Source organism: Ralstonia sp. R-29 (assembly GCF_049913345.1).
GTDB lineage: Bacteria > Pseudomonadota > Gammaproteobacteria > Burkholderiales > Burkholderiaceae > Ralstonia.
On the sequence record NZ_CP184378.1, the window covers coordinates 1915583 to 1937068 of the forward strand.

Here is a 21486-nt window from a genome sequence, read left to right on the forward strand (position 1 = left end):
AAGGCGCAGGGTCAGCGCCCTTCGGTGATTTCCTTCAGGGCACGTAGCAGGATGTCTGCCACGCGTTGTTGTTCTTCGCGCGAGGCGAAGCGTTTTTCCATCAAGGCGAACTTCAGGCGCCAGCGCGCGGCGCGCAGTGGGTCGTTGCCCGTGTCGGCCCATTCCCCCGCGTGTTCGGTTTCGCGGTCGAAGGCCATGGCTTCGTTCATGCGCTTGACGCGCTCGCCCATGGCACGCAACTGCGCGAGGATGGCGTCGGCGCTGTTCTGGCGCTCCGCCAGCCAGGCGAGGCCCTCGGGCGTGATGCCGTAGCGCTTCTTGTTGCCCTCGGCGGTGACAGAGGCAAAACCGTGGTCTTCCAGATACGACAGCGCCGGGTACACCATGCCGGGGCTCGGTGTGTAGAAGCCCAGCGAATGCTCTTCCACGGCCTTGATCAGTTCGTAGCCGTGGCGCGGGGCTTCCTTGAGTAGCGCGAGCAGCACGAGCTGCAGGTCGGCCGAACTCAGCCGCCGGCCACGCCAGGGGCTGCCGCCCTCGTCATCGCCTTCTCCATAGCCGCCCGGGCCGCCAAAGCCGCCCATTCCCCCCATGCCGCGCCCGAAACCGCCTCGTCCATGGCCGTGGCGGCCCATCATCGTGCAGTGCTTCTCCATCCACAGCTTGTGGTGGTGTCCAAACCATCCGCGCATCGTCGCTCTCCTGCTGAACATCGTCAGATATATCGTAAGATACATCGGATGATAGTGGCAACGGCACGGAAATCAAGGGCGACGATCGAAAAATTGGAAGACGGAAGTATTGGAGCCAGAAAAAAGCCCGCAATGAGCGGGCTTCTAGAGGCGATGCGCGGTCCTTTTGCCGGACCGCTTTCCATCGGACAACGCGGCTCCGCCGATCGGGGAGGCGTTGCCATCGATGTGCGGCGCGATCAGATCTGAATGGCAGCGCGCCGTTGCCTTTGCATGTTGTTGACGAACAGGATGGTGAGCAGCAGCACAGCGGCAATCGTGAAGATGGTCGCCCCCAGGCTTTCCGGGGCCATGCCTTGGGCCATGTCATGCGCGGCGTGTTCGTTATGGACGAACGTCGCGGCGCTCATGCCGGTGTAGTGCATGCCGCAAACGGCGATTCCCATGACCATGGCGCTGCCCAGCAATTGCACCCAGCCGCGTGTATGAAAGGCGAGCCACAGGGCCGCAATCGACGCCGCCACTGCGATGACGAGCGACAGTGCCACCATAGTCATGTCGTACACGGTGGTTGCGGGCATCAACATCGCCGCCATGCCCATGTAATGCATGCCGCCCACGCCCAGCCCCATGACGGTTCCGGCGGCAACCAGTCGGCCCCAGTTGGACGTATTGCCGCTGACAATGGCCAGGCCGACGATGCACGAGGTAATCCCCACCAGGGCCGAGACCAGCGTCAGCACCACATCGTAGGAAACGGGCATCGCCATTTCGCACCCGAGCATGGCAATGAAATGCATGGCCCAGATGGCCCCGCCACCCATGGCGACGCCGGATGCCAGCAACGCGGTCCGCCGTTGCTCCGAGGTTTTTGCCCCCGGAATATCGAGTGCCAATTGCAATGCGGTGTAAGAGCCAAGCACCGAAATAACGTACGACAGGGCAATCAATAGACCATTTTGTGTATGGTGAATATCAGTCATGAGAAACTTGATTAATCGTGGTGAGAAATCGTGAAACAGCAGTGGTGGGCACCAAGGCTGGTGCAGGATGTCTCCTCAACCTCGATTTTCGTATTGTTCGTGGCGCCTTGAACAATCCCTTTTAGGAACCCAGAAAAGAAATGGCAAGTGTTGCCGTGGTGGTCGCGGCTGAAAAATGGACTCGACTTCGTGCGGAGGTGATCGCCGTCCAGTTCGACCGGAATCAGCTCACGGAGCGCGGGCACGGCAATTTGCTTGAGCGACTGATTGACGTTGAGCTTGGCCCCACGAGAGAAATCGCGCCGATATACCCACGAGCCCACGCGCAGTCCGATTTGCGTCAGGACAGATTCCTGCACGCTGCTCGGTAATTCACGCTGTAGCTGCATGAGCCTGGGTAATACGTTCGGATAGCTTGCCGCCAATTGCGGGAGGAGCCGCTCGATGCTTTCGTCGTCAAACCTGGGTTTGGATGGGGGCGGCGCGAGCGGCTTTTTGTCGTGCTCCACCGATCGAGTGGCCGTGGGCTTCTCTACCATCTCCGGAGTGGAAACCGGCGCCGCAGCAAGCACTGCACTCGGTTGCACGGAAGATGGTGCAGGAGATTCCACGACCTGAACGCTGCACGAGCGCACCCGGGCATGGCTGCTCAGATGGTCGGCAAGTTCAAAGAGTCGTTCCTCCGGGCCGCGGACCACCAGGCTGGCGGACGCGCCTTGCGCACCCCCGAACATTGCGTGTTTCTGGAGCCGGAATCCGTAGAAGGTAATGCTTTTCCCAAGTTCGAGCAGTAGCCCTTCTTTCGCGTCCGCGACAATGCGGATCTGAGCGTCCACTATCTGGATTTCACTCACAACTTCCCCGTTTATTTGTTTTATTTTCGCTATTTTATGGATAAGTTTGATGTGGATCAATAAATGCGTGGGCGTTTTTTCAATCGTTTAACATTTCGATTAGAGGGGTATTCTTTAAGTTGATGTGATCCCCTCGAGAGGAGGGGGTGATGCTCTTGACATACTGCTGAAATGGAGAAAATCCGGGGTGGTTGCGGATAAATCAACGGCCTTATCTCGGGGGTATTGCGCGGACTTAGCGAAAATCGCTCAGTCTTGGAATCGCCCCGATGCCCTCTCGCTTTGAGGGTTCTTTGCGGACGAGGTTGGCCGGGCGTTGCCGATGTCGCTTGTGGTCGGATTCGCCGCTGGGGGGCTCAAGACGCTGACTTGTCGTCGCCCAGCAGGGCCACATGCACCAGCCAGCGCCGCACAACCTGCTCTTCATCGGGCGTGAAGCCCTCCAGTAGATCGCGTTCAATGCCACCCGAGCGTTTGCGGCAAGCGGCAAGCAATGCGGCGCCCTCCGGCGTGACGTCGATGTGCTGAATGCGGCCATGCACGGCATGCGGGCGTCGCGCAATGGCGCCACTGCGCTCCAGGTTGGCCACGATGACGCTCACCGTCTGCGGCGTGAGCAGCGTCAGGCGGGCGAGGTCAGCATTGGAGAGTCCGGGGTAGGCGCGGATCATTGTCAGCACTAGGAACTGCGGCAGCGTGACACCCACATCGGCCATGGCGCGCTCCATGCGCAGCCGGTGCGCGCCGCTGGCCTGGCGGAGCAGATAGCCGAGGTAGCCTTCTTCGCCGCGCTTGCCTTGGCCGGGCTGAGGGATGACGGGTGCGTTCGTGTCGGTACCCGCGCTGTTGGCAGGGGTGCGCTTGCTCATGATGTCAGTGCTCGAATATGATGTTCGAACTGTGATATTAACACGCAGCCCTCTCCCAACCCCTCAGGAGCCCTACATGGAACACATGGAAGATCTCTCACCCCGCATTGACTACGCAGAATTTGTCGACACCGCCGGTGGTGTATCGGCTGCCTTGCAGGCGCTTGGTAAGGCGGTCGACGCCTCCGGGTTGGAAAAGCCGTTGACCGAACTCATCAAGCTGCGTGCTTCGCAAGTCAACGGCTGTGCGTTTTGCGTGCAGTTTCATCTCAACCTCTCGCGCAAACTCGGCGTGGCGCAATCCAAGCTGGACCTTGTGGCCGTGTGGCGCGATACGCCGGCCGTGTTCACCGCACGCGAGCGTGCTGCATTGGCGTGGGCGGAAGCGCTGACCACCTTGGCACGCGCCACCGAGCATGGCGTGGAAGACCACGCCTATGACGCCGTGTGCCAGCAGTTCTCCCGGACCGAGGTCGCCTTCCTGACCGCCGCCATCGCCAACATCCAGGCGTGGAACCGCATTGCCGTGGCATTGCGTTTCGCGCCTCCGGTACCGGCAACGACGGCTGCGCACGTCTGACCATGGACGCCATTCGCCCCATTGAAGAAGAAGCCGCGCTGCGTGCGTGCTTTCCCGTCATGCACCAGCTGCGTCCGCATTTGGCGGATGCCGATGAGCTTGTCGCGCGCTGGCGCCGGCAGATGGAAGAGGGCTACCGCCTCATCGCTGTGTGGCGAGATAGCGTGCCCGTGGCGCTGGCGGGGTATCGGCTGCAAGAGAATCTCGTGTACGGCCGGTTCCTGTATGTCGACGACTTGGTGACCGATGCCAACCTGCGCAGCAGCGGCCTGGGCAATGTGCTGATGGACCACCTCAAAGCCGAAACACAGCGCCAGGGCTGTGTGCGGCTGGTGCTCGACACACCGATGTCCAACGTACTGGGCCACCGCTTCTATTACCGCAGTGGCCTGCTGGCGGGCGCGCTGCGTTTCGGCATCAATGTGCCGCCCGGAGGTATGGCATGACGACACTGCTGCATGTGGCTGTGAGCCCGCGTGAAGATCGCTCGCACAGCCGGCGCGCCGCGCAACTCATCCTCGATCAACTGGCCGAGGCGACGTCCGGGCTGCGCATCATCGAACGGGATCTGGCGGCAGCGCCCCTGCCGCACCCCGATGCCGGCTTCGTCCACGCCAGCTTGATGCCCGACGCTGATCGCGTGGGCACGCATCGCGCAGCGCTGGCGTTGTCGGAAACCTTGATCGGCGAGCTTGAGGCTGCCGACGCCGTGTTGATCTCCACGCCGGTGCACAACTACACCGTGCCATCGGCGTTGAAGGCGTGGATCGATCTGGTGGTGCGCCCGGAACGCACGTTCCGCCGCACGCCGACGGGCAAGGTCGGCATGCTGGCGAATCGCTCGGTGCTGGTGGTGTCCGCATCGGGCGGGCACTTTGACGGGGCGCACGCGCAGACGGATTTTCTGATGCCCTATCTGCGCTACGTGTTTGCCACCGTAGGGATTCACCAGGTTGAGGGGATCCGGCTGCAGAACACGGCGCGTGGCGCCGAGGCGACCGCCCAGGCGTTTGAGGGCTTCCGTCGGGAACTGGCGGCGCGCCTGTTGCTGATGCCGTTGGTGGCCTAAGCCGCTCGCAGGCAAAAAAAACAGGCCGGTGCATGACCGGCCTGTTTGTGTTGCAGAGGTGGCTCAACGGCATTTGCCGTGGCGTGTCTGCCCGCGCGGGCAAGGGTGGATGCGATTGCCGCCACGGTCCCAGCCGCCTTGGCGCATCTCCCAACCACGGGGCCCGTGTACCCACCTCGGCTGGCGCCAGTGATAACCCGGTCGGCCACGCATCCGATGGCCGGGGCGCCAGACGTAGCGGTTGCCCTGCAGTTGCCAGTACCCCGGCGCCCATACATAGCCTGGCGGCAGTGGGGGAATCCGCTCGTGGCGTGGCGCAGGCGGCGGCCCGATCCGCACATGCACGGACACCTGAGCCTGCGCAGGCAACGCGCTCGCACCCAGCACGCCGGCCACGGCCAGGCAGATGCTGAGTCGCCATGCATTCTTCTTCATAGTTGGGTCTCCCGAGAGCGATCGTGGTTGGATCGTAGCATCGGGCAGATGGTTTGCCAGTCTTCGTGTTAGTGCACCGCGCCGCCGCTGACTTTCACATCGGTGTGGGTTCGCAATGCCGTGTGTATGGCCATGCGGATGCCTTTGGTTTGCGTGTCGAGAGAGAGGCTCGGTCGGCCCGCATGCTGTGCTGCGAGTTCGGGCGTGGTTGGCACGTGGATGAAGCCCCCACGCACCTGTGGCGCGCGCCGGGCAAGGTGGTGCATCAACCCGTAGAACAGGTGGTTGCAGTTATAAGTGCCCGCGCTTTGCGACACCGCCGCCGGCACACCGGCTTCGCGCAGCGCCCGCACGATGGCCTTGATGGGCAGCGTCGAGAAATACGCCGCGGGCCCATCTGCCACTACCGGAGTATCGACCGGCTGGTTGCCGGCGTTGTCGGGAATGCGTGCGTCAATCACGTTGATTGCTACGCGTTCCACCGAGATCTCCGCGCGGCCCGTCGCGAGACCGAGTGCAACAACCAGCGCAGGCGAAGTTTCCTCAATCGCTTCGATCAGCTTTTTGTTGGCGACGCCGAACACGCACGGCAACTGTCGCGCCACGATGGTCGCGCCGTCGATTTGGGTGCCATTCAGCGCTTGCGCGATGTCCCACGACGGGTTGGTCGGGTCGGATTCGAAAGGTTCGATGCCGGTGATGAGAACGGTGGTCATGTGTGGCACGCCTCGTAAAATAGGTAGCAATGCAACTAGTTGACGATAAAAAAGAGCGGCTCAAGCCGCCCTGTTTTGTTTAGGTGCTTAGTGCGTTGCGTACCTCACGGATGGCTCGCACCGTGCCATCAAACGCGTCGGCGCCGACGTGTTCGCGCAAGCGCCGCGCGACCTTGGCGCTGGCCGCTTGTAACGGGGCTTCCAGCGCGAGAGCCGCATCGGTGGGGAGCAGATTCCACTCGCGGCCGTCTTCTGCCGACGGCTGACGTTCCACCAGACCCTTGGCAATCAAGCCATCAACGAGGCGCGTGGCGGTGGGACGAGCAATCCCCAGCACGTCGGCCAGCTCGCGGTTGAGCACTCCTGGCCGTTTGAGCACCATGCGCAGCACGAAGCCTTGCGGCGGCGTCAGCCTGAACGGCGCATAGGCGTCCGCCCATTCGCGCTCGATGGTGCGCGCGAGCGCAGTCGTGTTGAAGTACAGGCAGTGATCAAACATGCCCGCAGTCTAGCGACAGATCGTTAGTGATGCAACGATTCTCCGTAGACCGCTCGGCTCAGGGCGCAGATTCCGCCGCCTGCGCGAGCTGCTTCAGCGCCTGTACGAAATAGGCGCGATCATGCGGCGCCAGTTCCTGCATGGCTTCGGACAAGCGCTCTACGGCAGCGCGAGCCGTAGTGTGATCACCGTCGGCATGGGCGAACCACGCCAGTTCGAGCAGCAAGCCGCTGACTTGCACGCGGCCGTAGCGGTGGCGGCCGCTGTCATGTTCGCGCAGGCGCAACGCGGCCACGTCGGCCCAACGTACGGGCCAGTAGCGCGCATCAAACGCCTCGGCAAATGGCCCTGCCTGATTTTGCAGATCGGCTAGCGTGAGCGGAGCTCGGCTTGTGTCAGCGCGCGCAATGCGCATCAGTGCGATGGCGTTCCATGCCGATTGCAGCGGGCCGCCATTGCGCAACGCTTGCCATTCGCTCATGGCGAGCCAGCGCACGGCATCGACAGTGCCATCGCTGTGGGCCGCTTCGCACAGTACGTCGCGCAGCAGCCAGCAGGTCATGCCGAGGTTGGCAGCAACCTGCTGCACCGCATCCGCAGCTTGGCTTTCCAGTGCGGCGGCCAGCGCCGTTTCGAATTGCGCGACGATATGCCGGGCCGCTTGTGCGCGCACGTCGATGGCTATGTCGGTGGCATCGGCATAGAGCAGGCGTGCGCGTTCAATGAGGGCACTGAGGTTGTTCCACTCGAAGCGGATCTGCGGGTGATAACGCAGCAGGCTGCGCCCCGGTTCGGCATCGACCAGGCGGACGAGCAAGCCGGTGGCGAGGTCGAGGTCCCGCCGGTCATACGCGCACCAGGCGGTGACGATGCGTTCCATCGCCGCGAGGTAGTCGTTGCCAAGTACGTGACGCTGGCGGCGGTGCGCGCGCAGTTGCGAGAGCAGTGCGCTGGCGCGGGTGGAATCGCCCAAGCGGCGTGCGGCCATCGCCTCGCCCAGGGTGACGAGCGCGCGCTGGAAGTCGTTGTCGGCGGCGTCGCTGGCGTGGCGCAGGGCGAGCAGCGCGCCGCCGCGCTCGGTGGCCGATGCACTCGTGTTGGTGCTGAGGGCGTGCAGCAGGCGGCCCTCGCGCATGGCATGGCGCGCCGTCAGAAAGGCGTGCCAGAACGTCGGATTGGGCGTGCCGGGTGCTGGGCCAGAGAGAGCGCTGGCGGCGTCCACAGCGTGGTCCGCCGCGCTGTCCGGCACAGCGATGCCGAGAAAGGCGCGCACGTCGGTATCGTCGGCGATGCGGCCTTCCACCAGGCAGACCACGCGCACCGCATCTTCGGGCGTGAGCCAGAACGGACCCTGGCTGCGCTTGTCGGCGTTGAGAAAGCGCGGTTCGCGGTCGCGCGCCTCGCCCCAGCCGGCTTGCACGCCCCAGTTCTGCCAGTCGCGAAAGGCGCGGCTGATCATCATGCGCTGGGTACTGGCGTCCGACACAGCGCCACGCAAGTCAGCGAGCCGCACCACAGGCTGCTCCGGTGACAGCCGATGCGCATACGCCAGGCGTACCAGCAGCCACAAGCTCTGGAACGGCGCGCGCCGGCCATCGACGGTTTGCGGCGTGGTCAGCTCAACATGCAGGGTGGGGTGGGTGGATGGCGTCATGCGCAGGGCGCGGCGAAGCAACAACGTGGTCGCCATTGTGCGCCAAGCCATGCGTTACAGGCGTTACGCCCGTGACGTGCTGCCCGTGTTGCCAACTGGCGAGCGTCTCCCGTGCTCCCTACGATGCGCAGCGCCGGTGTTTGCCGGCAACCACCCCAACATTCAAGGAGCTCGTATGTTTTCTCGCTGGTTCAAGACCCTCGCGCTGGCCATCGGCGGCGGCGCCGTTGCGCTGTGTGCGACCACCGTCCACGCCGAGCTGATCGTGCGCAACGACCTGAAGCGCGTGTTTGACGACGCTGGTGTCACCGGCACGTTTGTTCTGATGGACATCAGCGCGGATCGCACCTACGTCGTCGATCCGGCGCGCGCCGCGCGGCGTATCAACCCGGCGTCCACCTTCAAGATTCCGAACAGCCTGATCGCCTTCGACACGGGCGCGGTGCGCGACGAGCAGGAAATCATTCCCTACGGCGGCAAGCCCCAGCCCTACAAGCAATGGGAGCACGACATGGCCTTGCCCGAGGCGATCCGGCTCTCAGCCGTGCCGATCTATCAGGAGGCGGCGCGCCGCATCGGGACGCAGCGCATGCAGGCCTATGTCGACGCGTTCGATTACGGCAACCGCCAGATCGGCGATGAGATTGACCAGTTCTGGCTACGTGGTCCGCTGGAGATTTCTGCATTCGAAGAGGCCCGCTTCACCAGCCGCATGGCGCTCAAGCAATTGCCGGTGAAGCCGCGCACGTGGGATTTGGTCCACCGCATGCTGCTGATCGAGCAACAGGGCGATGCCGCGCTGTACGCCAAGACCGGCGTTGCGACCGAATACCGGCCCGAGATCGGCTGGTGGGTCGGCTGGGTCGAGCGCGCGGGGCGCGTGTACGCCTTCGCACTGAACATCGACATGCCCCGCGAAGGCGATATGGCCAAGCGCATCCCGCTGGGCAAGCAGTTGATGCAGGCGCTCGCGGTGTGGCCGACCCCGTAAAGCGCACTGTGACTACATCTCGGGTATTCCTAGCTTCAATCAGGAATACCCGTAGTTATCGATGAGAATCAGACTGTATGACCATGCAATCTGCAAACAAGTGTTGCGCAAGGCTGTTACAAGATCGCCATTAAATGGGCAGCCGAGTGTGGTCGTTCTTCAACCACGAAACATCGTGGAACGCCCAAGGGTCGGGCAAACGGGGGTGCTATGTGCAGGGCTTATATGAAGGGATTGGTTGCCTTGATGGCAGCCATTGACTCTACCGGCGTATCGGCGGCTGGAGGCCAGATGGGCGGCACGATCCGGTTCACCGGTGCCGTCTTGGCAAGCGGATACAGCGTGACGGCCGCACCGCGCGTGGCTGCTGCAGTCGGGGGGCTGCAGACGCAGAACGCCGGGAGCGGCCGTCAGGTAGTGATCGATTTCAGTACGCCGATCACGCATCCGGTACCGGTGGTGGTGTCTGTGGCGTCACGCTCCAAAGCCTCGTCGACGTGGCGGCGCGTAGGGGCAGTGGGCAACGACACCGGTGTTCGTGCCCAATATGTCGGCTTCAAAGCCAACAGGCTGACCGGCAATAGCGGCACCCTTACGCTGTCGAATCCGCGAACGGCGCCACCAGCGTTGGCGGTCGTTATGGTTGCCTATCAATAGGCGAGGAGTCTTCCTCGCCTTTTTTGTTGCCGCCCTTTATGCCGCTACCGGCCCTACCGGCGATTGAAACGGGTGGTACTGATACAGCCACGTTTCTGATAGCGGCTTGCCATCCACGCGCAGGAACAAGCGCATGTCTACAGGCTCCTTGCCCTCGACCGTCAGATCGAACTGCGCACGCCAGTGGCCCGGCACACCATTGGGCACTGCCTCGGTAAACACATACGAGAACGTGCCGCGCGAGGTGGAGAGCACCGCCTCCGGCTTCACGCCAAAGGGTAGCTTTTCCAGCGGGCCACCTTTGAACTCCACCATGAATTTGCGTACCCCGCGTGGACGCGGCTGACCAGGCTGGCCGCCATTGCCCAGGCGCGTGGCTACGCAGCGCGCCAGTTGCGTCGGATACGGTTCATCGGCCAGCCAGTGCAAGCGATAGCGCAGGCGGTACTGGCTACCCGCGCGTGCCGGCGCCTTCGGCACCCACATGGCGACGACATTGTCGTGGATCTCGTCATCGGTCGGGATCTCGATGAGCTGCACGGCGCCTTCGCCCCAGCCCTCCAGCGGTTCCACCCACAGGCTCGGGCGGCGCTCGTAGTGCACGCCGTCCTGGTAGTTGTTGAAATCGCGATCACGCTGCAGCAGGCCGAACCCGCGCGGGTTGTTGTCGCCAAACGCTGACGCCACCGTGCGCGGCGGGTCGTTGAGCGGGCGCCAGATGCGCTCGCCGTTACCTGTCCACAGGGCCAGACCATCGGAGTCGTGCACCTCGGGGCGCCAATCGGTGGCGGTGCCCTTGGCGGTTTCCGAGAACCAATACATCGACGTGGCTGGTGCGATGCCGAAGCGGTCGACGTCCTTGCGCAGGAAGATCGCCGTATCGATATCCATCACCACGCCCTTTGTGCGATGCATGACGAAGCGATATGCCCCCGTGATGCTTGGGCCATCGAGCAGCGTGTAGATGGTGACCGAGTCGGCGCGGCTATCGTTGCCCTGTGCCGGCGTGTCGAACCACACGTGCGTGAAGTTGGGGAATTCTTCCGGCTTGCCAGCCTGGGCCACATCCAGCGCAATACCGCGCGCGGACAACCCGTACTGATACAACTCGCCGATCGCGCGGAAGTACGACGCGCCCAGGAAGGCCACCCAGTCGTTCTTCTTCCAGTCGAGCTTTTTCTGGTCGCCCAGGCGGCTTTCCTGGAAGCGGAAGCCGGCAAAGCCGCTGCCACGCGGTAGCTTGCGTGCCGGGCTGTCGGCCGGCATGTCGAAGTACGACTCGTCGTAGACGACCTCGCGCGCCGCACCTTTTTCCACCACATGCATGCGCACCGGCGCGCGGAAGAAGGTGCCCAGGTGGAAGAACGTCACCGGAAACTGCCCGGGGCCATCGGCAAACAGCGCGTGCGCGGTGTCGAACTTGATCTTGCCGTGTGCCTCGTAATCGATCTTGGCGAGGATGTCGGCCGGCGCGGTGGCGGGCGGCGTGTATGGCTTGCTTGCCATCGTGCGCGCTCGCTCGATGAGCGTGTCGAACGAAAACGGCGATGCATCGCCAAGCTTGACGCGGCTGGCGGCTAGCGCTTCGGGCGTGATGCCGAGCGCAGCCAGCGTGGCGGTGAGGGAAGCGGAGGCAAGAAGGGTGCGACGCGTGACCATAGGTGCCTGTGACGTATCGTTGAATCAGAAGAGTCCGACATGGTAACGCGGGTGGGGTTCCGGAGCCGGTTTGTGCCCCGTTCCCCCAAATGGCTGAGTGATGGCGCCTGTCTTACAGGAACCGGTCCAGGATTTTGCGGCTGGCCTTATCCAGCCCAAACTGATCGCGGATCAGGTAGTGGATGCCGTGGCTGTCGGAAATCAGCAGCGTGGTGCCCGTCAGGCGACGGATGTCTTCCTCGCCGCGCAGCACGAGGTCGGTCTGGCCGCGATCGGTTTGCACGGTCCACGTGCTGGGCGTGGCATAGGTCGATACGCCGATGATCTTGCGGATCTCGGGCATGAACTCGCGCGCGGCCAGTTCGGCTGCGATCAATTCGCGTGTGGGCGCGGGCAGCGCATCCAGCCGGGAGATCCACGCCAGCTCGCGGCCATCGGTGCTCATCAGGCTCAAACCGTCGTCTGCTGCGGAAATCGGGAACGCGCGCACGGGCATCACGCCCTCGTGGGCGGTGCCGTCGGCCAGGGTCACGACCAGCTTGCCGAAGCTGTTGCGGCTCAGGGTGAAGTCAGGTGTCTGCATCGTTGTCGCAATCCGTGATTACTGCGCCGACTGGGCGTAAGCCGGCTCGGCGGCGTCTACGCGTTCACCGTCGCTCGTCATGTCGGTGTCCGCATCGACGTTGCGGGCCTGTGCCTGATAGAGCTTGTAGTACGCGCCTTCGCGGGCGAGCAGTTCGTCGTGGTTGCCTACCTCAACGATCTGACCGCGGTCCATGACCACGAGGCGATCGGCCTTGCGCAGCGTCGACAGTCGGTGCGCGATGGCGATGGTGGTGCGGCCCTGCACGAGGTTGTCGAGCGCCTTCTGGATTTCCTTCTCGGTGGTCGTATCCACGGAAGACGTGGCCTCGTCCATGATCAGGATGCGCGGGTTGATGAGCAGCGCGCGGGCAATCGAAATGCGCTGGCGCTCGCCGCCTGACAGCGCCTGGCCGCGTTCACCCACCAGCGAGTCATAGCCATGCGGCAAGCGCAGGATGAACTCGTGCGCGTGCGCGGCGCGCGCGGCAGCGATGATCTCCTCGCGCGTTGCATCCGGCTTGCCGTAGGCGATGTTGTCGGCGATCGTGCCGAAGAACAGGAAGGGCTCCTGCAGCACGAGGCCGATGTTGCGGCGGAATTCCGAGATGGGCAGCGAGCGGATGTCGACGCCATCCACGCGGATCGCCCCTTCCGACACATCGTAGAAGCGGCAGATGAGGTTGACCAGCGTGCTTTTGCCCGAGCCGCTATGCCCCACCAGGCCAATCATCTCGCCCGGCTGGATCGACAGGTTCAGGCCGCGGATCACCGCCCGGTTGCCATAGCGGAAACCCAGGTCGCGCAGCTCAATGGCGCCGTTCACCTTCTCGATATGCACGGGCTTGGCCGGCTCCGGCACGCTCGACACGTGGTCGAGAATGTCGAAGATCCGCTTGGCGCCGGCCGCCGCCTTTTGCGTGACCGACACGATGCGGCTCATCGAATCCAACCGCGTATAGAAGCGGCTGATGTACGTCAGGAACGCCACCAGCACACCCACAGTGATGGCGTCGTGGCTCACCTGCCAGATCCCGAAGATCCACACCACCAGCAAGCCGATCTCGGTCAACAGCGTGACGGTGGGCGTGAACAGCGACCACACCGCGTTGACCCGGTCGTTGATCGCCAAGTTGTGCTTGTTGGCCTCGGCAAAGCGCGTGACTTCGCGCTTTTCCTGGGCAAAGGCCTTGACCACGCGGATACCCGGGATCGTGTCTGCCAGCACGTTGGTGATTTCCGACCAGATCCGGTCGATCTTCTCGAAGCCGTGGCGCAGGCGGTCGCGCACCAGGTGGATCATCCACGCGATAAAGGGCAGCGGCACCAGCGTGACCAGTGCCAGCCACGGGTTGATCGAGATGAGGATCACCGCCGTCATCGCAATCATCAGCACGTCGGTGGCGAAGTCCAGCAGGTGCAGCGACAGGAAGACGCTGATCCGGTCACTTTCCGAGCCGATGCGGGCCATCAGGTCACCCGTGCGCTTGCCGCCGAAGTATTCGAGCGAGAGCTTGAGCAGGTGCTCGTAGGTGGTGGTGCGCAGGTCGGCGCTGATGCGCTCCGACACGCGCGCCAGCAGGTAAGTGCGCGCCCAACCCAGCGACCAGGCCACCAGCGCAGCGCCCAACAGGCCGGACAAGTAGAGCGTGACGAGGCTGTAATCGATCGGCTTGCCGTTCTGATACGGGATCAGCACCTTGTCCATTAAGGGCATCGTAAGGTACGGCGGCACCAGGGTGGCGGCCGTACCGAGCAGCAGCAGGGCAAAGCCGGCCAGCAACTCCCACTGATACGGCCGTGCAAAGCGCCACAGACGCAGCAGTGCCCAGGTCGAGGGCGGCTGTTCCAGCTCGCGGCTGCATTGCGGGCAGGTGTCTTCGCTGGGCGGTAGGGGTGCCTTGCAGGTCGGGCAGATGTCCGCGTCGGGCTGTACGACTTGGGTGCCGTCGGTCAACGCCTTCAGTGCATCCAGGCGGGCGTCGAACAGATCGGCCAGTCGCAGGGCATCGGCGTTGTGGCCCAGCGTATAACGCCAGCCCGCCAGGCGGCGTTGTCCGTCAGCCAACTCCAGCGCGCCCACGCCGGCGTGGTCGGTGTGCGAAAGGGTCATGCCGGGGGCGATGTCCCAGCTTTGCAAATCCTGTTCACCCGGGTTCAGCGCGATCAGGCGACGATTCGTAACAACCAGCCACCCGTGGGTAAAATGCAGTTTGGCGTCCAGATCCAGCTGCATCCCGGCCAGGACGGTTTCTTCTGGGGCGAGGCTTGCGCCAAGCGCGGCGCTCCAGGGATCCTGAGTGCGGATAGAAGCGGGGATGGACGATGGGGAGGACTGGGTCATGCGCGGCGCAAAGAACTCAAAAAGCGCGTCTCCGTGGCACAAAAAACGGCCCAAAACGGATGAAAGACGAACATTAATCGGAGCAAGAGCGCGGGCTCGCACGTCTGGCGGCCCGCAAATTTTGCCCGCAAGTATACATAGCGAACCGAGCCTGACATTTGTTGCAATGCACAACGGGCGTCTGGCTCAAGAGGTCAACGCCGAAGCCGTTGTAACGTTATTGAAAGGTAACGGTTCGATTTCACGGGCCAATTCACGGGTACATCGCCCCCTGCTTTCCAAGCAAATTCAATGAAGAAGAAGGACATTGAGATTCTCGATGTCATGTCGCTGCGCGGCCCGAATATGTGGACATATCGGCCAGTGCTGGAGGCATGGGTCGACATCGGTGAACTGGAGGATTTCCCTTCCAACACGATTCCGGGGTTCTACGAGCGCCTGTCGACGTGGCTGCCAACGCTGATCGAGCACCGCTGCAGCCCCGGTGTGCGCGGCGGCTTTCTGATGCGCTTGAAGGAAGGCACGTGGCCCGGCCACATCCTGGAACACATCACGCTTGAGTTGCAGAACCTGGCCGGCATGCCCGGCGGTTTCGGCAAGGCACGCGAGACCCCCATCCGCGGCGTCTACAAAGTGATCGTGCGTGCCTGGCACGAAGACGTGACGCGCGCCGCACTGTTTGCCGCGCGTGACCTCGTCATGGCGGCCATCGAAGACCGCCCTTACGATGTGGACGCGACCGTCGAACGCCTGCGCGACCTGGTGGAGGAGCACTGCCTCGGCCCCAGCACGGCATGCATCGTCGACGCCGCTACGGAGCGTGGCATTCCGTCGATCCGCCTGTCCGACGGCAACCTCGTGCAACTCGGCTACGGCGCCCGCCAGCGCCGCATCTGGACGGCCGAGACGGACCGCACCAGCGCCATTGCCGAATCGATTTCGCGCGACAAGGACCTGACCAAGAGCCTGCTGCAATCATGCGGCGTGCCGGTGCCGGAAGGGCGCATGGTCGATAGCGCTGAAGACGCCTGGGACGCCGCCGAAGACATCGGCGTGCCCGTGGTGGTCAAGCCGTACGACGGCAACCACGGCCGTGGCGTGTTCACCAACCTGATGACGCGCGAGGAAGTGGAAACCGCGTACGCCGTGGCCATTGAAGAAGGCAACGGCGTGATCGTCGAGCGCTTCGTCTCCGGCAATGAGCATCGCCTGTTGGTTGTGGGTGGCCGCGTGGCTGCAGCGGCTATGGGCGAGTCCGCATCCGTCGTCGGCGATGGCACGTCCACCATCGAGCAACTGATCGAATCGCAGATCAACGCCGACCCGCGCCGTGGCAATACCGAAGAGCATCCGCTGAACCCGGTACGCCTGGATTCCGCCGCGCAGCTCGAACTCAAGCGTCAGGGCTATGCCGATGGCAACGCCGTGCCGCCGGTGGGCCGCAGCGTGCTGATCCAGCGTAATGGCAACGTGGCATTCGACGTGACGGATCGGGTGCACCCGAGCGTGGCCGCGCATGCGGCGTTGGCGGCACGTGTGGTTGGGCTCGACATTGCTGGCGTGGACCTGGTGGCTGAAGACATTTCGCGCCCGCTCGACGCACAGCGCGGCGCCATCGTGGAAGTCAATGCCGGGCCGGGCCTGTTGATGCACATCCGCCCGGCGCAGGGCGAACCGCGCCCCGTTGGCCGCGCGATTGTCGATCACCTGTTTGCCGGGAAGGACGGCGTGGACGAGGACGGCCGCATTCCCATCGTCGGTATCACGGGCACCAACGGCAAGACCGTGGTGGCCAAGCTGGTGGCGCATCTGCTGCAGCTTTCGGGCAAGCACACGGGCCTTGGCTGCAGCGACGGCCTGTACCTGGACCGCCGCCAGGTGGAACCCGGCGCGCGCACTGACCGTGCAGCATGGGACGCCTGCCACCGCATTCTGATGAACCGTGCTGTAGAAGCCGCCGTGTTCGAGAACGACAGCGGCATGATGCTCTCGCAGGGCTTGCCGTATGACCGTTGCCAAGTCGGCGTGGTCACCAACTTCAGCAAGCCAGATCACCTCGGCGACTTCTACATCGAAGACGAAGACCGGATGTACAGCGTCCTGCGCACGCAGATTGACGTTGTGCTGAAGACCGGCGTGGGCGTGCTCAATGCCGCCGACGCGCGTCTCGTTGAAATGGCTGAGCTGTGCGATGGCGATGTGATCTTCTTCGCGCTGTCGGGCGATCTGCCGGCCATCGTCGCGCACCGTGCACAAGGCAAACGCGCCGTGTTCGTGCGCGAGGGCAAGGTGGTGCTCGCCACTGGCCAGACAGAAGTCCCACTGGCCGATCTCTCGGCGATTCCGCTGGCTTACGCTGGGCGCGTGCCGTTCCAGATTGAGAACGTGCTGGCCGCTGTGGCCACCGGCTGGGCGCTGGGCATTTCCAACGATCTCATTCGCGCTGGCATCGTCACGTTCGACGTGGGCCAGGTCGATGTGCCGGGCCGCTTCACGCTCATCCAGCACAACGGCGCGACGATCGTCGTGGACGACGCGCACAACGCAGCAGCGCTCGAAGCGCTGGTTGCGGCGCTGGACAACTTCCCGGCTGAGCGCCGGACCTTGGTGTTTGGCGCTGGCCTGCAACGCCGCGATGAAGACTTGGTGGCGCAGGGCGCGGTGATCGGCAAGGCGTTCGACCGCGTGCTGCTGTGTGAGGACGTGAGCGTCAAGCGCACCGATGCCGGCTTCGATCGGCAGGCGCGTGCACTGCTCAAGCAGGGGCTGGAAGAAGGCGGTCGCGTCGCTGAGGTTGTTGTGGAGGGGGGTAAGCGCCAGGAGGTGGTGGCGGCGGCGCTGTCGCAGCTCAAGGCCGGCGATCTGCTCGTCCTGCAATGCGACGAATGCGCGATCGAGGGCACCGTCGAGCAAGTCCACCAGTGGATGGGCCGCGCTCAATCCCAGACCTGATGACCAGACCTGACGTCACAAAGAAAGCCCAAAGCACAACGGAAACCTGATTGCATGGAAGTCTCTCGTATCCGGGCCTTGCGCGGTCCGAACCTCTGGTGTCGACACACGGCGATTGAGGCCATCGTGGCCTGCTCGGACCAATCGCTTCTGCTGGCCGAGCTGCCGGGCTTTGAAGACCGCCTGCGCGCGCGTTTTCCGGCCATTGGCCCGCTGCGCCCGGATGACGAAGCCGATGCGCCGTCGATGGCGCACGCGCTGGAAGCCGCCGCGCTGGGGCTGCAGGCCGCCGCCGGTTGCCCGGTCACCTTCAGTCATACCGAGCCGACGCTGGAGCCGGGCACGTATCAGGTGGTGGTCGAATACACCGAAGAGGAAGTCGGGCGACTGGCGTTCGAGCTAGCCGGCCAACTGTGCCTTGCCGCGCGTGACGACCAGCCGTTCGATCTGGACGACGCGCTGCACCGCCTGCGCGATCTGGATGAAGACGTGCGCCTGGGACCGAGCACCGGTTCCATCGTCTACGCCGCGGTGGCGCGCGGCATTCCGTATCGCCGGCTGACGCAGGGTTCGATGGTGCAGTTTGGCTGGGGCAGCAAGCAGCGCCGCATCCAGGCCGCCGAGACCGACATGACCAGCGCTGTGGCGGAATCGATTGCGCAGGACAAGGAACTGACTAAGACGCTGCTGCATGCGGCGGGTGTGCCGGTGCCGCTGGGCCGCTCGGTGGGCAGCGCCGAAGAGGCCTGGGAAGCCGCACAGGAAATTCACGGCCCGGTCGTGGTCAAGCCGCGCGATGGCAACCAGGGCAAGGGCGTGGCCGTGCGTATCCGCACGAAAGAAGAGGTGATGACGGCCTACGAAGTGGCGGCCGAGATTTCGTCGGACGTGCTCGTCGAGCGCTACATCCCCGGCCATGATTTCCGTCTGCTCGTGGTGGGCAAGCACCTGGTGGCCGCCGCGCGGCGCGATCCGCCCCAAGTGATTGGCGACGGCAAGCACACGGTGCGTGAGCTTGTCGATGAAGTGAACCGTGACCCGCGCCGTGGCGAAGGGCATGCCACGTCGCTCACGAAGATCCGCTTTGACGACATCGCACTGGCGACGCTGGCCAAGCAGAACCTGAGCGCCGACGCCGTGCCGCCAAAGGGCACGCGCGTGGTATTGCGCAATAACGCCAACCTCTCCACTGGCGGCAGCGCCACCGACGTGACCGACGACGTCCACCCCGCCATTGCCGCGCGCGCCGTGGCTGCCGCACAGATGGTCGGCCTCGACATCTGCGGTGTGGACGCGGTGTGCGAAACGATGCTCAAGCCATTCGAAGAGCAGGCTGGCGGCATTGTGGAAGTCAACGCGGCGCCGGGGCTGCGCATGCACCTGCAGCCCTCGTACGGCAAGGGTCGGGCGGTGGGCGAGGCCATCATCTCGACCATGTTTGCGGACGGCGACGATGGCCGTATCCCCGTGGTGGCCGTTTCCGGCACCAACGGTAAGACGACGACCGTGCGTCTGATCACCCATCTGCTGGCGACAAGTGGCCTGCGCATGGGCATGACGGGCACGGATGGCGTGTACATCCAGGGCCAGCGCATCGACACCGGCGATTGCAGTGGCCCGCGCAGCGCCCGCAACGTGCTGCTGCACCCGGACGTGGATGCGGCCGTGTTTGAAACCGCACGCGGCGGCTTGCTGCGCGAGGGTCTCGCCTTCGACCGCTGCGATGTCGCCGTCGTCACCAACGTGGGTGAAGGCGACCACTTGGGCCTGAACTACATCAGCACGGTCGAAGACTTGGCCGTGCTCAAGAGCGTGATCGTGCAGAACGTCGCGCCGCGCGGTATGGCCGTGCTGAACGCCGCCGACCCCATGGTTGCGCGCATGGCGGAGGGCTGCCCCGGTTCGGTCACCTTCTTTGCGCAAGACGTCAGCCTGCCGACCATGGCGCTGCACCGTGCGCAGGGTAAGCGCGTGGTGTTTGTCGACGGCGCCGACATCGTGGCCACCGAAGGCTGCAACGCGGAAACGCGCGAGACACGCATTGCACTGGCCGACATTCCACTCACGCGCAACGGCACGATCGGCTTCCAGGTGGAAAACGCCATGTCGTCGATTGCTGCCGCGTGGGCGCTCGGCATTGATTGGGCGATCATCCGCCGTGGGCTGGCGACGTTTGTGAATGACGCCGCCACGGCGCCGGGCCGCTTCAACGTATTCGACTACAAGGGCGCCACGCTCATCGCCGATTACGGGCATAACCCCGACGCCATCCAGGCGTTGTGCAACGCCGTGGTGAGCATGCCGGCCAAGCGCCGCTCAGTGGTCATCAGCGGTGCCGGCGACCGCCGCGACGAAGACATCCGCCGGCAGACGCAGATTCTTGGCGGCGTGTTTGATGACGTGGTGCTGTATGAAGACCAGTGCCAGCGTGGGCGTGCAGATGGCGAGGTGCTGGCGCTGCTGCGCGAAGGGCTGCAGGGGGCTCAGCGCACGACGCACGTTGAAGAGATCCGTGGCGAGTTTCTGGCCATTGATACTGCGTTGGCTCGCCTGCAACCGGGCGACCTTTGCTTGATCTTGATTGATCAGGTGGAGGAGGCGTTGGAGCATATTGCTAAGCGCGTTGCCGAGTAAGTTAGAACCCCGGTTGAGTGATCGCCGGGGTTTTGTTTTTGTGGGGCATCCCCTGTTTTGTCCCCTGCTGGGGCGGGCCTTGGTGGTCCATCCCCCTTTCACCCCCTGCCGGGGGCGACTCACTTTCTTTGTCTTGCCAAAGAAAGTAAGCAAAGAAAGGCGGGCCCGATGCGGCGACCCCCTCCTTGAATTTATGTCGCAAGGAGGGGAAGGGAAAAACTCGCTGCGCTCAGACAGTTTCCCTTCCTTTTTCCTCCTTGCAACAGAAATTCAAGGCGCCGCATAGGGCAGGGGAACAGCAAACAATCTTTTGCGCGCTCGCCACTCCGTCTCGCATGCCCGCATCTCGCGCGACGCGGACAATGGATTGCATTGGTCTTGGCGCTTGCCTTTTCTTCGCGTTGGTTTGGCCTTTGACGTTCCTGCCCTTGATGGCGCCTTGAATTTTTGTAAGCGGGCGGAAAAAAGATGGGGAACTGTCTGAGCGAAGCGAGTTTTCCCATCTCCGCCCGGTTACGAAAATTCAAGGGATGGGTCGCCATCTCGGGCGCGCCTTTCTTTGCTTACTTTCTTTGGCAAGACAAAGAAAGTGAGTCGCCCCCGGCAGGGGGTGAAAGGGGGATGGACCACCAAGACCCTAAAACAAGAGAGGCGCCCCCTGGCCTATGATGACTCCTCCCATCCAACGCCCCACCATCATGCCCAACACCCCCACGCTAGCCCCAGTCGAGCTGGCAAAGTCCTACCGCCTCCTCAACCACGGCCCCACCACGCTCGTCAGCAGCGCCCACAACGGCGTACGCAACGTCATGGCCGCTGCGTGGGCGATGCCGCTGGATTTTGATCCGCCCAAGGTGCTGGTGGTGGTCGACAGCCGCACGCTCACCCGTGAGTTGATCGAAGCCTCCGGTGTGTTCGCCCTGAACATTCCCACCCGCGCGATTGCGCAGACGACCCTCACCGTCGGTACGCTCTCCGGCCGTGACGGCGACAAGTTCGATGCGTTGGGCCTTGCTACCATGTCGGCCCGCACGATCGACGTACCGCTGGTGGCCGGTTGCGCAGCATGGCTCGAATGCCGCGTCATCCCTGAGCCGCACAACCAGAAGCGTTATGACCTCTTCATCGGCGAGGTGACAACTGCATGGGCTGATCCTGCGCTGTTCAGCCACGGGTGGTGGCATTTTCCCGATGCCGACAGCAAGACCGTGCATTACCTTTCGGGCGGTGCATTCTTCGCGACGGGCGAAGCATTTGAAGTCGAGGCCAAGCAACCTTGATTGCCGAGGGCTGCGAGGACGAGCGCTTGCCGCTTG

General features: G+C 63.7%; 19 protein-coding genes. 8 read left to right on the forward strand and 11 right to left on the reverse strand.

The window, feature by feature from the left end; genetic code table 11:
* Nucleotides 1-11 precede the first annotated feature (11 nt).
* The 4 genes from ACN9M1_RS25725 to ACN9M1_RS25740 form a co-directional block, all read right to left on the reverse strand.
* Nucleotides 12-692, reverse strand: coding sequence for a PadR family transcriptional regulator (locus ACN9M1_RS25725; RefSeq protein WP_426399689.1), 681 nt, complete (start codon nt 690-692; stop codon nt 12-14).
* 239 nt (nt 693-931) lie between these two features.
* Nucleotides 932-1675, reverse strand: a complete 744-nt coding sequence (locus tag ACN9M1_RS25730) for an MHYT domain-containing protein (RefSeq protein WP_426399690.1) — start codon at nt 1673-1675, stop codon at nt 932-934.
* An 11-nt stretch (nt 1676-1686) separates the two neighbouring features.
* Nucleotides 1687-2529, reverse strand: a complete 843-nt coding sequence (locus tag ACN9M1_RS25735; RefSeq protein ID WP_426399691.1) for a V4R domain-containing protein — start codon at nt 2527-2529, stop codon at nt 1687-1689.
* A 356-nt stretch (nt 2530-2885) separates the two neighbouring features.
* On the reverse strand, nt 2886-3398 hold the full coding sequence (locus tag ACN9M1_RS25740) for a MarR family winged helix-turn-helix transcriptional regulator (protein WP_426399692.1): 513 nt from the start codon (nt 3396-3398) through the stop codon (nt 2886-2888).
* An 85-nt stretch (nt 3399-3483) separates the two neighbouring features.
* On the opposite strand from ACN9M1_RS25740, the gene ACN9M1_RS25745 reads away from it, so the two are divergent.
* Genes ACN9M1_RS25745 through ACN9M1_RS25755 form a run of 3 tightly spaced genes read left to right on the forward strand, consistent with a single transcriptional unit; the run spans nt 3484 to nt 5047 of the window.
* Nucleotides 3484-3978, forward strand: coding sequence for a carboxymuconolactone decarboxylase family protein (locus ACN9M1_RS25745; RefSeq protein ID WP_426400735.1), 495 nt, complete (start codon nt 3484-3486; stop codon nt 3976-3978).
* On the forward strand, nt 3975-4424 hold the full coding sequence (locus ACN9M1_RS25750; RefSeq protein ID WP_426400737.1) for a GNAT family N-acetyltransferase: 450 nt from the start codon (nt 3975-3977) through the stop codon (nt 4422-4424). Before ACN9M1_RS25745 ends, ACN9M1_RS25750 begins: the two co-directional genes overlap by 4 nt.
* A complete protein-coding gene (locus ACN9M1_RS25755; RefSeq protein WP_426399693.1) occupies nt 4421-5047 on the forward strand; it encodes an FMN-dependent NADH-azoreductase in 627 nt (208 codons plus the stop codon). Before ACN9M1_RS25750 ends, ACN9M1_RS25755 begins: the two co-directional genes overlap by 4 nt.
* A 63-nt stretch (nt 5048-5110) precedes the next feature.
* Here the strand turns inward: ACN9M1_RS25755 and ACN9M1_RS25760 are convergent, their stop codons facing one another.
* From ACN9M1_RS25760 to ACN9M1_RS25775, 4 genes are all read right to left on the reverse strand, one after another.
* Nucleotides 5111-5482: a YXWGXW repeat-containing protein gene (locus ACN9M1_RS25760; protein WP_426399694.1), complete on the reverse strand. Its 372-nt coding sequence runs from the start codon at nt 5480-5482 to the stop codon at nt 5111-5113.
* Nucleotides 5483-5550: 68 nt separating this feature from the next.
* Nucleotides 5551-6198 (reverse strand): pyroglutamyl-peptidase I, encoded by a 648-nt coding sequence (gene pcp / locus ACN9M1_RS25765; RefSeq protein ID WP_426399695.1) that lies wholly within the window; start codon nt 6196-6198, stop codon nt 5551-5553.
* A gap of 79 nt (nt 6199-6277) precedes the next feature.
* On the reverse strand, nt 6278-6697 hold the full coding sequence (locus ACN9M1_RS25770) for a MarR family winged helix-turn-helix transcriptional regulator (protein ID WP_426399696.1): 420 nt from the start codon (nt 6695-6697) through the stop codon (nt 6278-6280).
* Nucleotides 6698-6755: 58 nt separating this feature from the next.
* Nucleotides 6756-8351 (reverse strand): hypothetical protein, encoded by a 1596-nt coding sequence (locus ACN9M1_RS25775; protein ID WP_426399697.1) that lies wholly within the window; start codon nt 8349-8351, stop codon nt 6756-6758.
* A gap of 175 nt (nt 8352-8526) precedes the next feature.
* Here ACN9M1_RS25775 and blaOXA point away from each other — a divergent pair, with 175 nt between their 5' ends.
* The gene (blaOXA, locus tag ACN9M1_RS25780; RefSeq protein WP_426399698.1) at nt 8527-9342 is read left to right on the forward strand and encodes an OXA-60 family carbapenem-hydrolyzing class D beta-lactamase; all 816 of its coding nucleotides are present in this window, start codon (nt 8527-8529) and stop codon (nt 9340-9342) included.
* Between the two features lie 225 nt (nt 9343-9567).
* Nucleotides 9568-9999 carry a hypothetical protein gene (locus ACN9M1_RS25785; RefSeq protein WP_426399699.1) on the forward strand — a complete coding sequence of 144 codons (432 nt, stop codon included), beginning with the start codon at nt 9568-9570 and terminating at the stop codon, nt 9997-9999.
* Between the two features lie 36 nt (nt 10000-10035).
* Here ACN9M1_RS25785 and ACN9M1_RS25790 read toward each other — a convergent pair whose 3' ends face one another.
* From ACN9M1_RS25790 to ACN9M1_RS25800, 3 genes are all read right to left on the reverse strand, one after another.
* Complete coding sequence (locus ACN9M1_RS25790) at nt 10036-11658, reverse strand: glucan biosynthesis protein (RefSeq protein ID WP_426399700.1); 1623 nt, start codon at nt 11656-11658, stop codon at nt 10036-10038.
* Between the two features lie 112 nt (nt 11659-11770).
* Nucleotides 11771-12241, reverse strand: a complete 471-nt coding sequence (locus tag ACN9M1_RS25795) for a DUF1854 domain-containing protein (RefSeq protein WP_426399701.1) — start codon at nt 12239-12241, stop codon at nt 11771-11773.
* A gap of 18 nt (nt 12242-12259) precedes the next feature.
* Nucleotides 12260-14584, reverse strand: a complete 2325-nt coding sequence (locus ACN9M1_RS25800; RefSeq protein WP_426399702.1) for an ABC transporter ATP-binding protein — start codon at nt 14582-14584, stop codon at nt 12260-12262.
* A 291-nt stretch (nt 14585-14875) separates the two neighbouring features.
* Here ACN9M1_RS25800 and cphA (ACN9M1_RS25805) point away from each other — a divergent pair, with 291 nt between their 5' ends.
* The 3 genes from cphA (ACN9M1_RS25805) to ACN9M1_RS25815 all read left to right on the forward strand — a co-directional run bounded on the left by cphA (ACN9M1_RS25805) (nt 14876) and on the right by ACN9M1_RS25815 (nt 21450).
* A complete protein-coding gene (cphA, locus tag ACN9M1_RS25805; protein WP_426399703.1) occupies nt 14876-17536 on the forward strand; it encodes a cyanophycin synthetase in 2661 nt (886 codons plus the stop codon).
* Nucleotides 17537-17590: 54 nt separating this feature from the next.
* Entirely contained in the window at nt 17591-20170 is a 2580-nt protein-coding gene (gene cphA / locus ACN9M1_RS25810) for a cyanophycin synthetase (protein ID WP_426399704.1), read from the forward strand.
* A gap of 665 nt (nt 20171-20835) precedes the next feature.
* Complete coding sequence (locus ACN9M1_RS25815) at nt 20836-21450, forward strand: flavin reductase family protein (RefSeq protein ID WP_426399705.1); 615 nt, start codon at nt 20836-20838, stop codon at nt 21448-21450.
* The last annotated feature ends 36 nt before the right edge of the window (nt 21451-21486 follow it).

Bases quoted from the DNA above. Each gene is read 5' to 3' on its own strand.
- ACN9M1_RS25725 (WP_426399689.1), bottom strand. From the start codon at position 692: ATGCGCGGATGGTTTGGACACCACCACAAGCTGTGGATGGAGAAGCAC.
- ACN9M1_RS25730 (WP_426399690.1), bottom strand. From the start codon at position 1,675: ATGACTGATATTCACCATACACAAAATGGTCTATTGATTGCCCTGTCG.
- ACN9M1_RS25740 (WP_426399692.1), bottom strand. From the start codon at position 3,398: ATGAGCAAGCGCACCCCTGCCAACAGCGCGGGTACCGACACGAACGCA.
- ACN9M1_RS25745 (WP_426400735.1), top strand. From the start codon at position 3,484: ATGGAAGATCTCTCACCCCGCATTGACTACGCAGAATTTGTCGACACC.
- ACN9M1_RS25755 (WP_426399693.1), top strand. From the start codon at position 4,421: ATGACGACACTGCTGCATGTGGCTGTGAGCCCGCGTGAAGATCGCTCG.
- ACN9M1_RS25760 (WP_426399694.1), bottom strand. From the start codon at position 5,482: ATGAAGAAGAATGCATGGCGACTCAGCATCTGCCTGGCCGTGGCCGGC.
- pcp (WP_426399695.1), bottom strand. From the start codon at position 6,198: ATGACCACCGTTCTCATCACCGGCATCGAACCTTTCGAATCCGACCCG.
- ACN9M1_RS25770 (WP_426399696.1), bottom strand. From the start codon at position 6,697: ATGTTTGATCACTGCCTGTACTTCAACACGACTGCGCTCGCGCGCACC.
- ACN9M1_RS25775 (WP_426399697.1), bottom strand. From the start codon at position 8,351: ATGACGCCATCCACCCACCCCACCCTGCATGTTGAGCTGACCACGCCG.
- blaOXA (WP_426399698.1), top strand. From the start codon at position 8,527: ATGTTTTCTCGCTGGTTCAAGACCCTCGCGCTGGCCATCGGCGGCGGC.
- ACN9M1_RS25785 (WP_426399699.1), top strand. From the start codon at position 9,568: ATGAAGGGATTGGTTGCCTTGATGGCAGCCATTGACTCTACCGGCGTA.
- ACN9M1_RS25790 (WP_426399700.1), bottom strand. From the start codon at position 11,658: ATGGTCACGCGTCGCACCCTTCTTGCCTCCGCTTCCCTCACCGCCACG.
- ACN9M1_RS25795 (WP_426399701.1), bottom strand. From the start codon at position 12,241: ATGCAGACACCTGACTTCACCCTGAGCCGCAACAGCTTCGGCAAGCTG.
- ACN9M1_RS25800 (WP_426399702.1), bottom strand. From the start codon at position 14,584: ATGACCCAGTCCTCCCCATCGTCCATCCCCGCTTCTATCCGCACTCAG.
- cphA (WP_426399703.1), top strand. From the start codon at position 14,876: ATGAAGAAGAAGGACATTGAGATTCTCGATGTCATGTCGCTGCGCGGC.
- cphA (WP_426399704.1), top strand. From the start codon at position 17,591: ATGGAAGTCTCTCGTATCCGGGCCTTGCGCGGTCCGAACCTCTGGTGT.
- ACN9M1_RS25815 (WP_426399705.1), top strand. From the start codon at position 20,836: ATGATGACTCCTCCCATCCAACGCCCCACCATCATGCCCAACACCCCC.